General features: G+C 72.7%; 8 protein-coding genes. 2 read left to right on the top strand and 6 right to left on the bottom strand.

Annotation, left to right across the window (positions count from 1 at the left end; genetic code table 11):
- Nucleotides 1–109 precede the first annotated feature (109 nt).
- A complete protein-coding gene (locus tag ACFWI4_RS04250) occupies nt 110–1,612 on the bottom strand; it encodes an MFS transporter (protein ID WP_387190817.1) in 1,503 nt (500 codons plus the stop codon).
- Between the two features lie 231 nt (nt 1,613–1,843).
- Here ACFWI4_RS04250 and ACFWI4_RS04245 point away from each other — a divergent pair, with 231 nt between their 5' ends.
- The gene (locus tag ACFWI4_RS04245) at nt 1,844–2,380 is read left to right on the top strand and encodes an SRPBCC family protein (protein WP_387190815.1); all 537 of its coding nucleotides are present in this window, start codon (nt 1,844–1,846) and stop codon (nt 2,378–2,380) included.
- 3 nt (nt 2,381–2,383) lie between these two features.
- On the opposite strand, the gene ACFWI4_RS04240 is transcribed toward ACFWI4_RS04245, so the two are convergent.
- The 4 genes from ACFWI4_RS04240 to ACFWI4_RS04225 form a co-directional block, all read right to left on the bottom strand.
- A complete protein-coding gene (locus ACFWI4_RS04240; protein ID WP_387190813.1) occupies nt 2,384–5,212 on the bottom strand; it encodes an NHLP bacteriocin export ABC transporter permease/ATPase subunit in 2,829 nt (942 codons plus the stop codon).
- A 1-nt stretch (nt 5,213) separates the two neighbouring features.
- Nucleotides 5,214–7,439, bottom strand: coding sequence for an NHLP family bacteriocin export ABC transporter peptidase/permease/ATPase subunit (locus ACFWI4_RS04235; protein WP_387190811.1), 2,226 nt, complete (start codon nt 7,437–7,439; stop codon nt 5,214–5,216).
- Complete coding sequence (locus ACFWI4_RS04230; protein WP_387190809.1) at nt 7,436–8,245, bottom strand: HlyD family efflux transporter periplasmic adaptor subunit; 810 nt, start codon at nt 8,243–8,245, stop codon at nt 7,436–7,438. The genes ACFWI4_RS04235 and ACFWI4_RS04230 overlap by 4 nt, the downstream gene beginning before the upstream one ends.
- Before the next feature lie 93 nt (nt 8,246–8,338).
- A complete protein-coding gene (locus ACFWI4_RS04225) occupies nt 8,339–8,554 on the bottom strand; it encodes a type A2 lantipeptide (protein ID WP_151467086.1) in 216 nt (71 codons plus the stop codon).
- A 664-nt stretch (nt 8,555–9,218) separates the two neighbouring features.
- On the opposite strand from ACFWI4_RS04225, the gene ACFWI4_RS04220 reads away from it, so the two are divergent.
- Nucleotides 9,219–10,610, top strand: a complete 1,392-nt coding sequence (locus ACFWI4_RS04220) for a S1 family peptidase (protein WP_387190806.1) — start codon at nt 9,219–9,221, stop codon at nt 10,608–10,610.
- Nucleotides 10,611–10,715: 105 nt separating this feature from the next.
- Here ACFWI4_RS04220 and ACFWI4_RS04215 read toward each other — a convergent pair whose 3' ends face one another.
- Nucleotides 10,716–12,884 (bottom strand): SpoIIE family protein phosphatase, encoded by a 2,169-nt coding sequence (locus ACFWI4_RS04215; protein WP_387190804.1) that lies wholly within the window; start codon nt 12,882–12,884, stop codon nt 10,716–10,718.
- Between the last annotated feature and the right edge of the window lie 231 nt (nt 12,885–13,115).

Raw genomic sequence — 13,115 nt, 5'->3', positions numbered from 1 at the left:
CCGGGCCCGCCGCGGTCCCGTGGTGTCGTTAGGGGCCGCCTAATCCAGGAGGTCGGCGGCCCCTCGGCCGGTCGGGCGGCGGCCGGGCCGGGTCCGGCCCGGCGCCCGGTCACATGTGGACGACGGGAGCGGCGTCCGGGTCCTGGGCCTGGCGGCCCGGACGGTAGAGCACCAGGGCGATGAGCGCTCCCGCGGCGAAGAAGCCCGCCGACCACCAGAAGGCGGTGGTGTAGCTCTCGATCGTCGACTGCGCCCGGACCAGCGGGTTCGTCGCGTCCTTGCCCGCGAGGTAGCTGGTCGCGGCGCTCGCGGCAAGCGTGTTCAGCAGCGCGGTGCCGATCGAACCGCCCACCTGCTGCATGGTGTTGACGGTCGCGGAGGCGACGCCCGCGTCCTCGGCGGCGATCCCGTTGGTGGCCAGCGACATGGCGGGCGGCATCACCATGCCGAGCCCGGCGCCGATCAGCAGCAGCGGCGGCAGCACGTCGGTGGAGAAGGACGAGCCGACGCCGATGCCGGTCAGCCAGGCCATGCCGAGCGCGGCGACCGCGAAGCCCGCGGGGATGACGGCCTTGGGGCCGATCCGGGGCACCAGGATCGTGGTGGAGACCTGCGCCATGACCATCAGCGTCGCCATCATCGGCAGGAACGCCACACCGGTCTTGGTGGGGCTGAAGCCGAGGTTCAGCTGAAGGTAATAGGTGAGGAAGAGGAAGACGCCGAACATGCCCGCGCCGGTGATCAGGACCGTGAGGAACGAGGCGGCGCGGTCGCGGTCGAGCAGGACGCGCATCGGCAGCAGCGGGTGCGCCGCGCGGGTCTGCCACCAGGCGAAGGCGGCCAGCAGGATGCCGCCCGCGGCGAGGAAGCCCCAGGTCGCCGGCGAACTCCAGTGATGCGTCTCGGCGTTGGAGAAGCCGTAGACCAGCGAGAAGAGACCGCTGGAGACCAGCAGGGTGCCCGGCAGGTCGAGCTTGGAGCCGGCCGCGTCACGGTGACCGCTCAGCAGGACCCAGCCGCCCGCGAAGGCGACGACGGCGAAGACGAGGTTGACGAACAGGGTCCAGCGCCAGTCGAGGGCGTCGGTGAGCAGGCCGCCGAGCAGCAGGCCGACCGCGCCGCCCGCGCCGGCGATGGCGCCGTACACGCTGAACGCCTTGGCGCGCTCCTTGGCGTCGGTGAACGTCGTGTTCAGCAGCGAGAGGGCCGCCGGTGCGAGGAGGGCGCCGAACACCCCCTGGAGGGCGCGCGCGGTGACCAGCATCCCGAACCCGGTCGAGGCGCCGCCCAGGACGGAGGCGCCGGCGAATCCGGCGACACCGACGAGGAAGGCGGGCTTGCGGCCGAAGAGGTCGGCGATGCGCCCGCCGAGTAGCAGCAGGGAGGCGAAGGCGAGGGAGTACGCGGTGACGATCCACTGCCGGTTGCCGTCGGAGAAACCGAGGTCCGCCTGTGCGGAGGGCAGCGCGATGTTCACGATGGTGGCGTCGAGGACCACCATCAGCTGGGCGATGCCGATGATGGAGAGGATCCACCACCGGCCCTTCGACGCGGCCGCGGACGCAGGGTCCGCGGCACCGGCGCCGGTGCCTTTGGTCAGGGTCTGGGACATGGGAGAGGCGCTCCAGGGAAGTCGCTCGTTACGTGCACGTAAACGAAACGGTTTCGTACACATCGACATTCCGACCTTAGGCCCCGTCGAGCGAAACGGCAACGTTTCGCTAGGCGTCGGGGTGTGACGTGCGTCCCACGGGCGTTCCCGGCGTGCGAGGTGAGAGCCTGGAGGCGGCCGAACGGCCCGGCACCCCGACCGGAGGCACCCTCACCGAAGGACCGAACCGCCATGTCCGACGTAGTCACCGCAGGCACCGGAACGTTTCTCACGCTGGACGACGGGCGCCCGGCCGTCCGCTTCGGCCGGGTGTACGGCCACCCCGCCGACCGCGTCTGGCGGTTCGTGACCGACCCCGGCGAACTCGCCGCGTGGTTCCCCTCCCGCGCCGAGATCGACCTCCGCCCCGGCGGGGCCATCAGGTTCAGCGGCGATCCGAACATGCCGGAGTCCACCGGGCGCGTCCTCGCCGTCGACCCGCCCCGCCGCCTCTCCTTCGAGTGGGGCGGAGACGAGCTGCGCTTCGACCTCGACGCCCTCGACGGCGGCGGCACCCGCTTCACGCTCACCGACGTGCTCGCAGCCCGGGACACCGCCGCCCGCAACGGCGCCGGCTGGGAGGTGTGCCTGGCCGCCCTCGACCTGGCGGTCGGCGGCGGCCGCTCCGAGGGCCCGCACTCCGGGGGGATCACGGCCTGGAAGGAGATCTACGACGTCTACGTCGAGGCGGGCTTCCCCTCCGGCGCCCCGGTCCCGGGGACGGACTGACGCTCAGGTCAGCTGCCGCCGCACCAGCTCGTGCAGCCGCCCGCCCGTGTCCGCCAACAGCTCCGCGGGCGGGCCCTGTTGAGCGACCCGGCCGTTCTCCATCACGATGACGCGGTCCGCGTCCAGCACCGTCGACAGGCGGTGCGCGATCACCACGCGGGTGGCGTTCAGCGCCTTGGTGCTCTCGATCACCGTGCGCTGCGTCGCGTTGTCCAGCGCGCTGGTCGCCTCGTCGAAGTAGAGGATGCGCGGCCTTCGTATCAACGCCTGGGCGATCATGAGGCGTTGACGCTGGCCGCCGGAGATCGCGCCGCTGCCCGCGACGAGCGTGTGCAGCCCCATCGGCATCCGCCGGATGTCCTCGGCCAGACCCGCCATCTCGGCCGCCTCCATCGCCTCCTCCGGCGTGTACGCCTCGGTGCCGCAGATGCAGTCGAGGACCGAGCCCGTGAACGGCTGCGCGTGCTGGAGCACCACACCGCACTGCCGCCGTACCGCGGACTGGTCGAGGGCGGCCAGATCCTGCCCGTCGTAGAGCACACTGCCCGACACCGGCCGGTCGAAGCCGATCAGCAGCCGCAGCAGGGTGGACTTGCCGCAGCCGCTCGGGCCCACGATCGCCACGAACTCGCCCGGCCGCACGGCGAACGACACGTCGTCGAGGACCAGGGGACCGTCGTCGGCGTACCGGAACGACAGTCGCCGCGCCTCGATCCCGCCCGACAGCACCCCGGGACGCGTGCTCGCCCCGCGCACCTCGGGCGTCGCGTCGAGCACCGGCCTGATCTCCTCGAACATCGGCAGCGCGGCCGCCGCGGACACGAGCGCCCCGGTGATCTGGGTGACCGACGTCAGCAGCATCGTCACCGACGTGTTGAAGGTGAGGAAGTCCGCCGCGGACAGCGAGCCGCGCGCCGGACCCGCCAGGAGCATGAACATCAGCAGGGAGCACAGCGGCAGATACACCGAACCCAGCACCGTCGTCAGGTTCTTGACCCGGCCGACCTGCCGCTGGAGCTCACGGCTGCGGGCGAACCCGCCCGCCCAGGCCGCGTACGCGTAGTTCTCGGCCGCCGCGACCCGCAGCTTGGGCAGCCCGCGCAGCGTCTGGAACGCCTGGTTGTTCAGCTTGTTGCCCAGCACCACCAGCCGGCGCTGCCCGCGCACCTGCCAAAGGCCGAGTCCGAGGAAGACGGCCGCGACGACGACGAGCATGCCGATCGCGGCCAGCGCCATGGGCGCGCTGTACCAGAACAGCAGACCCAGGTTCATCGCGCCGACCGTGCCCGCCTGCGCGAGGGTGGGGCCGACCCCGGCCAGCAGTCTGCGGATCGCGCTCACCCCCATCGCCGCGCTCGCCAGCTCACCGGTCGAACGGGCCGCGAAGAACGAGGTGGGCAGCCTCAGCAGCCGGTCCCACACCGCCGGCTGGAGGCTCGCCTCGATCCGGCCCTCCATCCGCAGCAGGGTGAGGTTCTGGAGCAGCATGAACGCCGCCGACACAACGCTCGTGACCAGGAGCGCCAGACAGACCTGCACGATCAGCCCGCGCTCGGCCCGCGGCACGTAACTGCCGAGCACCCGGCCGGTGGCGACCGGCACCAGCGCGCCGATCGCCACGGTCACCAGGGAACCGACCGCGAGACTGCGCAGATCCCCGCCGCTGCCCGCGAGACAGAACCGCAGCAGCCCGAGCGGGCCCAGCCTGCGCTCGGGCAGCGGACGGTAGAACATCACGGCCCGCGGTTCGAACTCCGGCGCGTTGGCCTTCTCCACCGGCGTCTCCCGCCCGGACGACGGCTGTACGGCGACATAGCCGCCCCGCCGCCACAGCAGCGCCACCGGCGCGCCGGACACCGCCCGGCTGCCCACCAGCGGACCGATGTCGTCACGCCACCAGCGTCCGTCGAGCCGCACCGCGCGGGTGCGCAGGCGGGAGGCGATCGCGATCCGTTCGACGGGGTCGAGCCGGTCGCTCTCCGTGCCGCCGCCCGCCCGCTCCGCGAGCGTGATCCCAGCCGCGCGGGCGACCAGCTCGCAGGCCGCGTACGTGGCGTCCGTGTCCGCCGCGGTCGGGCGCTTCGACCGTGTCCTGCCGATCGAGGCGAGCAGCGTGCGGTCGGCCTGGGCGCGTACCGCCTCGCCCGCCTCGATGCCCGCCGCCGCACGGTCCTCGTGTCCCGCCTCCAGCTCCTCGATCCAGCGGTCGAGCATGGACAGCAGCCGGTACTGCTGGTCGACCATGCCCTGCCAGACACCGGAGTCCATCAGCAGGTCGGCCGCCGCCTCGGCCCCGTACAGCGAGCCGTACCGCACGCTCCCGGGCGGGACCTGCATCCAGAACACGTCGTCGTCGGTGGGCGCGGCCGCGTTCTCCGTGGCCGTGGGCGCCTGGAAGAGGACGGACAGGCCGCGGCCGACGCCGAGCGCGAGGGCGTGCTCCAGCGGGCTCGACACCGGCGGCACGAACTGCGGGTTGCCGTACGCGTCGTACGACCAGGTCGCCGTGTCGGCCTGCTGGTGGAGTTCGCGCAGTCCGATCCGGCGCAGCTCGCAGTCATGCAACGGCCGCCCCACCAGCGTGTGCTGAGGACCCGTCACCGGACCGAGCAGCAGCGAACCGGCTTCGAGCCGCCCGAGGTGGTGCCAGTGGCCCTGCAGGGCCGCGTCGACCGCGAACAGGTCCATGGCGCCCGCGACCACCAGCCACAGGACCTGCGGGCCCTCCAGATCGAGGCGGCTCAGCCCCGCGCCGCCGACCGGGGTGCCGAGGCCCCCGAGCGCGCCGAGCACCATGTCCTGTCCGTGGACGCCTTCGTCGACCGTGCTCATCTCAACGCTCCCTGACCAGAACGGCGTACGGACCGCCGGCCGCCACCAGTGCCTCGTGCCGCCCGCGTTCCACGACCGCGCCGTGTTCGAGCACGACGATCTCGTCGCTGTCCCGCACCGTGCTGAGCCGGTGGGCGATCACCACGCAGGCGCAGCCGCGCCGGCGCAGGTTGTCCATGACGGTCTGCTCCGTCTCCGCGTCCAGGGCGCTGGTGACCTCGTCGAGCACCAGGATGCTGGGCCGGCGCACCAACGCCCGAGCGATCTCCAGGCGTTGCCGCTGGCCGCCGGAGAAGTTCCGTCCGTCCTGCTCGACCCGGCTGTGGATGCCGCCGGGACGGCGCGCGACGACCTCGTACAGCGCCGCGTCCTGGAGCGCGGCGGTCACCGCCTCGTCGGGGATCGACGGATCCCACAGCGCCACGTTGTCGCGGACCGTCCCCTCGAAGAGGAACACGTCCTGGTCCACGAAGGACACGGACGAGGCGAGCGCTCCGCGCGGGATGTCCTCCAGAAGGCGGCCGTCGATACGGATCGTGCCCTCCCACGGCGCGTACAGGCCCGAGATGAGCCGGGACACCGTCGACTTGCCGCTGCCCGAACCGCCGACGAGGGCCACTTGCTGACCCGGGCCGACCGTCAGCGAGAACCCGGAGAGCAGCGGCTCGTCGAGGGGGCTGTAGCCGAACGTGACGTTCTCCAGCTCGACCTCGCCCCGCAGTCGCCGGGTCGACTCACCCGTGCCTGAGCGGGCGTAGAGCGGATCGGCGCGGAAGTTCTCCACGTCCTTGAGCCGCGCCACGTCGGCCGCGAAGTCCTGGATCCGGCCGGCCACACCGTTGAGCCGGGTGACCGGGGCGGTGAAGCGGGTGACCAGTGCCTGGAAGGCGACCAGCAGTCCCACGGACACCTGTCCCTCGACCGCCCGCAGACCGCCGATCCACAGGATGAGCGCGCTGTTGACCATCGCCAGGGTCGGGGCGACCACGCCCAGCCACGCGCTCGGCACACCGAGGCGCTGCTGCTCCTCCAGCGTGGTGGCGTGCTGGCCGGCCCACTTGCGGAAGTAGCCGTCCTCACCGCCGGTGGCCTTCATCGTCTCGATCAACTGGAGCCCGGTGTAAGCGGTGTTGGTCAGCCGGGCGGTGTCGGCGCGGAGCTTGGCGGTACGGGTGGCGCGCAGCCGGATCACCACGCGCATCGCCACCACGTTGAGCAGCGCGACCCCGATGCCGACGGCCGTCAGCTGGGGGTCGTAGGTGTAGAGCAGCACGGCGTACAGGACGACGACGACCGCGTCCACGCCCGCGGCGGCCAGGTCGCGGGCCAGGGTCTCGGCCACCGCGTCGTTCGACTGGAGCCGCTGCACGAGGTCGGCCGGGCTGCGCTGGGAGAAGAACGTGACCGGCAGCCGCAGCAGATGCCGCAGGAACCGGGCGCTGGAGAGGGTCGAGGAGATGATGCGGCCGCGCAGCAGGTTGGCCTGCTGGAGCCAGGTCAGCAGCGCCGTCAGCAGTACGGAGGCGCCCATCGACGCGAACAGCACGCCGAGCAGCGAGGTCTGACCGCCGATCAGATACTGGTCGATGAACGTGCGGCTCAGCGCGGGCACGGCCGCGCCGACCGCGACCAGCAGCAGGCTCGCCAGCACGGCGACGGGCATGGTGCCTGAAGTGCCTCGCAGCCGGGCCGGCATGGCGCCCAGCACCCCGGGTCTGCGGCCTCCCTTGCGGAACCCCGGGCCGGGCTCCATGACGAGGACGACTCCGGTGAAGCTGGTGTCGAAGTCCTCCATCGGCACGAACCGGCGGCCCTTGCCAGGGTCGTTGATGAACACGCCCCGGCGACCGAAGCGGCGTCCCATGCCGTCGTACACGACGTAGTGGTTGAACTCCCAGAACAGGATCGCGGGCCCTCGCACCTCGGCGAGCGCGGCGGTGTCCATCTGCATGCCCTTGGCGGTCAGGCCGTAACCACGGGCCGCCTTCAGCAGGTTGCTCGCGCGCGAGCCGTCCCGCGAGACACCGCACGCGATGCGCAGTTCCTCCAGCGGGACATGGCGGCCGTGGTGGCCGAGCACCATGGCGAGGGAGGCGGCCCCGCACTCCACGGCCTCCATCTGGAGAACGGTGGGGGTGCGCACGGTCCTGACCCGGGTCCTGGGCACGCTGCGCCGCGCGGGTGCGGCGGCGCGCCGGCGGCCGCGGGTCTGTGTCGCGGGGCTCACGGCAGGAGCCAGTCGACGGGGCGCTGTCCGGCCAGGCGGACCGAGGCCGTGGCCAGGGTCATGGAGTCGGGGGCGTAGGGGGGACCGTCGGCGGACGACCACTTCAGTCCGCTGGGGGTGGCGGAGGACCGGTCGAGCCGGACGAGGACGGCGACCGGTCTGCCGTTCCGGCTGAACTGCTCGCCCAGTTGGGCGTCACCGAGGTAGGCGGCTATCCGCTGCCGGGTCTGCACACCGCGGCCCACCGACTGCACATGGCCGCGCAGCACTCCGTAGCGCTGGGCGGGCACCGACTGGACGGTGAGGTCGACGGCGGCGCCCGCGGGGATGACCGCGGCGCTCGCGGCGGGGACGTAGACGGTCGCGTACAGGGGGTCGTCGGGGTGGGCGACCTTCTCCACGGCGGCCACGTCGGCGCCGGTCGAGATGATCGCGCCGATGGCCGCGGCCAGGGCGGTGACACGGCCCGCGGCGACCGTGCGGACGACGGCCGTCTCCCCTTGCGCCGTACGCACCTTCAGCACGGGCGCGTTCGCGGGGAGCCGTTCGCCCTCGCGCGCGAGGACGGCGGTGACCTGTCCGGCGACCGGGCTCTGGAGGATGTAGCTGCCCTCGGCGTGGGTGAGGACGGCGGGCGCGCCGACGGTGGAGGCGACGGTGCCGGTCACGGCCCAGACGGAGGCGGCGGCCATGGCGAGCACGGTCACCGCCAGGACGAGCCGGCCCTGCGGGCGGGCGAAGCGGACCGGGAGGTCGAGTTCTTCGGGCGACCGCAGTCGGGCGAGGGCCTGCTGGCGGAACTGCACGGGATGCTTGTCACCTGTTCGTGAGGCTCACGGCACCGGAGAGTCCCGGAACCTGTGGGGCGGTTCCGGGACTCTCGGCGGCGTGAAACGCGATCAGAGACCGGCGACCAGGCCGGTGACCGGGGCGGTGTTCAGGCCGGTCACACCCTCGACGGTGCCGATGGCCGTGCCCACGACGCCGGAGACCGGGGCAACGCCGTCCACCAGGCCGGTGACGGTGCCGACGGCGTTCAGCGAGAGGCCACCGGAGACGTTGTCGAGGTCGGCGTCGGAGATCTCGGCGGTCTCGACACGGGGGGTGGAGTTCATGATGGAACTTCCCTTCATATGGATATTCACAAGGGGGGAGAGCGGCCCCCTCTGGGGGACAGACGACGGCCGCCACCGCGAGGCGCGGCTCCCGTTCCCGGGAACGGTGCCGCGACCTGTGCGGTGCCACGGATCAAAGCACGGCCGTGCGCGGCCTCTCCACTCAACCAGGGCTCCCACCTGCGGATTTGTGTTCCCTGAGCGAGGAAGCGTGCAGGGGCGCACACGCATGGGGGGCCACTTCTTCACATGCTGCGCGGCATCGGTTCAGCCGGACCCTTGCCACTTCCGTGCCGAAGGGGGCCGTACGGGCCCATCGGCGTGCGGGGGGCGTGCGACTGTGCAGATCCCCGGTCCGAGGTGACCCCGGTGGGCACGGGCTGTGCAGATTCCCTGAATCCGGGATTCCGCCGCCACTTCTCGACGGAGCGTCGCCGCCCGGTCGCACTGTGTGCCCGTCCGGCCGTCCCCGTGCCCGGCGTTCCCGTTCCGCGTGCGGAATGACCCGGTTGTCCCCGTAATCGAGGTCTTTGGCGAACTCAACTCCCGCGATTTGCAATGGCAGTTGAACACCCCGCGAGGCACACGCGTATCAACGGGCAAGCAGGCGCCCCCCAGTCAGCTGCCGGACGCGGCACCCACCCCGTCCCCAGGAGGTCCAGAGTTGAGTCACAAACGGATACCCAAGCGCAAGGCCGCCATCGCGGTCGGCGGCGTCGCGGCACTCGGAGCGGCGGCTCTGCTGCTGCCCAGCGCCAACGCGTCGCAGACGAACGGGGACGCCGCCACTCCCAGAACCTTCAAGGCGAACGACATCTCGAACGTCGCCTCCATGCTGGCCACCCAGCTGGGCGACACCTTCGCCGGCTCGTACTACGACGCCCAGCAGAAGCAGCTCGTCGTCAACGTCGTCGGTAACGACAGCAACGCGGTCGCCCAGATCGAGAAGGCCGGCGCGGTGGCCCACCAGGTGCAGAACAGCACCGCCGCGCTGGAGGCCGCGGCCAAGACGCTCAAGGCCGACGCGACGGTCCCGGGCACGTCCTGGTCCGTGGACCCCAAGACCAACGAGATCCGCGTGACCGCGGACTCCACGGTCACGGGCGACAAGTGGAACACCGTGCAGTCGACCGTGAAGAACCTCGGTTCGGGCGTGGCGACCCTCGCGAAGTCCGCGGGAACCCTGAAGCCCTTCGTCGACGGCGGCGACGCCATCTTCGGCGGCAACGTGCGCTGTTCGCTCGGCTTCAACGTCACCGCGAGCGACGGCACCCCGGCCTTCCTCACCGCGGGCCACTGCGGCGTCGCCGCGGCCAAGTGGTCGGACTCGCAGACCGGCGCCTCGATCGCCACCGTCGACCAGGCCACCTTCCCCGGCGCCGGTGACTTCTCCCTCGTCAAGTACGACGACCCGGCCACGCAGACCAACAGTGCCGTCAACGTGGGCAACGGGCAGAGCGTCCAGATCAACCAGGCCGTGGAAGCCGCCGTGGGCCAGCAGGTCTTCCGGATGGGCAGCACCACGGGTCTGCACAACGGCAACGTGACCGGTCTCAACGCCACCGTGAACTATCCGGAGGGCACCGTCACGGGCCTCATCCAGACCGATGTGTGCGCCGAGGCGGGCGACAGCGGCGGTTCGCTGTTCACCCAGGACGGCGGCGCGGTCGGCCTGACCTCCGGCGGCAGCGGCGACTGCACCGCCGGCGGCGAGACCTTCTTCCAGCCCGTCACCACCGCGCTGGCCGCGGTCGGCGCGACGCTGGGCGCCGGGGACGCGGGCGCTGCGGGCGCGGGCGGCGCGGCCGACCCGAGCGCCGGCGCGGCGGACCCGGGCGCGGTGGACCCGAGCGCGAGCGCGGCGGACCCGGGCGCGGCCGACCCGGGCGCGGGCGCCGCGGCGGACCCGAGCGCGAGCGCCACCGACGCGGCGGGCGCGGGCACCGGAGCCACCGGGACGAACCACCGGCACAGGAAGCACCACAAGTCCGGCGCGGCCGCCCAGCAGTCGGCCGCCGCATCGGGTGACGGCTCGGGCCTCGTGTCCACGCCGTGAAGCCGGTGAACCCGGCGATCAAGAACCACTGACCGGCCAACGGAACAGGGAATTCCGGCCGACGGTGGACAGGTCCGGCCCTCCGGCGGGAGGGTCGGACCGCCTTCATGCGGTCCCGGTCCCGCGGTCCGGCCGGACGCGGAGCAGCAGCAGCGCGACGTCGTCGGGCCGCTCCCACACCTCCTCGTCGCCCCGCTGGAGCAGGGTGTCGGCCAGCTCGTCCAGCGGCTGCCGCCCGTTCGCGGCCAGCCGCCGCGCGAGACCGGCGAGCGTGACCTCGATGTCCACGCCGGGCGTCTCGATCAGACCGTCCGTGTAGAGGGCGAGCACGGACCCGGGGACGAGCGGCACCTCGGTCGTCGGATAGACGGCGTGCGCGTCGATCCCCAGCAGCGGACCACCGGCCAGGTCGAGCGCCTTCACCTTGCCGTCCGGCCGCAGCAGCAGCGGCGGCGGATGCCCCGCCCGGGCCATCACGGCGACATGGCGCGCCGGATCCAGCCGCAGATACAGACAGCTGGCGAACAGCTCGGTGCCCAGGTCGATGAGCAGCCGGTTGGTGCTGCCCATCACCTCCGCCGGCGCCTGGCCGACCGCCGTGTACGCGCGGACCGCGGTTCGGATCTGCCCCATCAGCCCCGCCGCCGTCACGTTGTGCCCCTGCACGTCCCCGATCACCGCCGCCGCCCGGCCGTCGGAGGACACCAGGTCGTAGAAGTCCCCGCCGATCTCCATGCCCTGGGTCGCCGGCAGATAGCGTGCCGCCGCCTCGATCGAGGCCAGCGGCGGCAGCGAGGCCGGCAGCAGCGCCGCCTGGAGGCCCTGCGCGAGCTGGAGCTTGGCGTCGTAGAGCAGGGCGCGCTCCAGGGCCTGGGCGATCAGCCCGCTCAGACTGGTCAGCACCGCCCGCTCGTCGGCCGCGAAATGGTGGGACCGTGCGTACCCGAGGACGCACGTGCCCACCGGACGGCCGGAGGCGACCAGCGGCAGATACGCCCACGCCCCCATGCCGTCCGGTGTCGCGTTCCGCGACGGGTACAGCCGCTCCAGCTGCTCGCGCGAGTCGAAGAACGCGGGCACACCCGTGTTCAGGGCCTGGGTGCCCGGGGTCGGCTCGCTCAACGGCAGCCCGTTGAAGCGCTCCACGACATGCGCGTCGGGATAGCCGCGGTGCCCCAGCACGTGCATGCGCCCCGCCCGGCTGGCGAGCACCACCAGGGACTGGCTCCCGACGGCGGGCGAGATCTCGTCCGCCACCAGCTGCACCACGTCCTGCACGCCCGCCGCCTCCGTCAGCGCGCTCGCCAGGCTCAGCACATGGGAGATCGTCACCAGGCGGGGGCTGCCGTCGCGCGACTGCGGTCCCGCCCGGGTCATCTCGGACACCGGCCTGGCCCGCGAGATCCGCACGCTCAGCCCGTTCGTGCTCGGGTACAGCCGGAACGACAGCCAGTCGCCCGGCGGGCGCAGCGCCACGAAGCTGGTCACGTGCTGGCTGATCAGCGCCGCCCGGTAGCGGTCCTCGTAGACGGGGTCGTTCAGCCACGGCACCGCCGCCCACAGCTGGGTGCCCAGGAGGTGGCTCACCGGCACGCCGAGCAGCTCGGCCGTCGCCGCGTTGGCGAAGACCACCCGCCCGTGCAGATCCAGCGAGCACAGCCCGTACGGCAGTCGCCCCACCATCCGCGTGGCCTCCACCGTGCCGAGCGTGCCGCCGGGCTCCGACGCGGACGGCGTGAGCAGATCGGGCTCGGGGTGCAGCGGGCGGTTCTCCGCGGCGGCCCGCTCCAGGCGCAGCGCGAGCCGGTCGCAGGCCGCGGTGAGCCGTTCGCGTTCCCGGTCGGACAGGTCCGGCGGGTGCGAGCCGGGCCAGGTGACGTAGGCGGCGCCGTACACGGTGGCCGCCGTGGCCACCGGAAGCGCCGCCAGGGCGAAGGGATAGGGGAGCACCACCGCGATCCGGGGATACCTGCGGGCCATCTCGTGCTCGCCGCCCACCCAGACCAGCCGCCGCTCCCGTACCGCCTCGGCGACCGGGATCGGCGCGTTGAGCCCCACCCGTTCCCACGGAGCGGCGAAGGCGCGCGGCAGGCCTGCGGAGACCGCCATCTCCAGTACGGGCTCGCGGGCGGCCAGCAGATAGACGGCTCCCGAGTGCGCGTCCACGTCGTCCAGCATCGAGGCCAGCGTCAGCGACAGCAGCGGACGTCCCACGGGTGCCGGCCGGCCCGCCGGCGCCTGCGCGGCCTCCTGCCCGTCGGACACGGCGACCACCTCCTCGCGGGGCCGTCCACGACCTCCGCACCTCCAGGGGACAAGGCTCCTCCCTGGAGGCCGATCGCGCACGGCGAACCGGGCCGCTCCGGCGGGCCCGCGGACCCGCGCGGCGGCGGGCCGGCACCCGAGCCGTCACCCCCGCAGAGAGAGCGCCGCGAGAACCGTCGTGAGACCCGCCGTGGGAGCGCCGTGAGAACACGGTCCGGAACCCTCGCGTCACAACGGATT

Source organism: Streptomyces sp. NPDC127038, assembly GCF_042725875.1.
GTDB lineage: Bacteria > Actinomycetota > Actinomycetes > Streptomycetales > Streptomycetaceae > Streptomyces.
Note: the sequence above shows the minus strand (reverse complement) of the source record. Positions and strands in the feature narration are given on the sequence as shown.

Bases quoted from the DNA above. Each gene is read 5' to 3' on its own strand.
- ACFWI4_RS04245 (WP_387190815.1), top strand. From the start codon at position 1,844: ATGTCCGACGTAGTCACCGCAGGCACCGGAACGTTTCTCACGCTGGAC.
- ACFWI4_RS04240 (WP_387190813.1), bottom strand. From the start codon at position 5,212: ATGAGCACGGTCGACGAAGGCGTCCACGGACAGGACATGGTGCTCGGC.
- ACFWI4_RS04250 (WP_387190817.1), bottom strand. From the start codon at position 1,612: ATGTCCCAGACCCTGACCAAAGGCACCGGCGCCGGTGCCGCGGACCCT.
- ACFWI4_RS04225 (WP_151467086.1), bottom strand. From the start codon at position 8,554: ATGAACTCCACCCCCCGTGTCGAGACCGCCGAGATCTCCGACGCCGAC.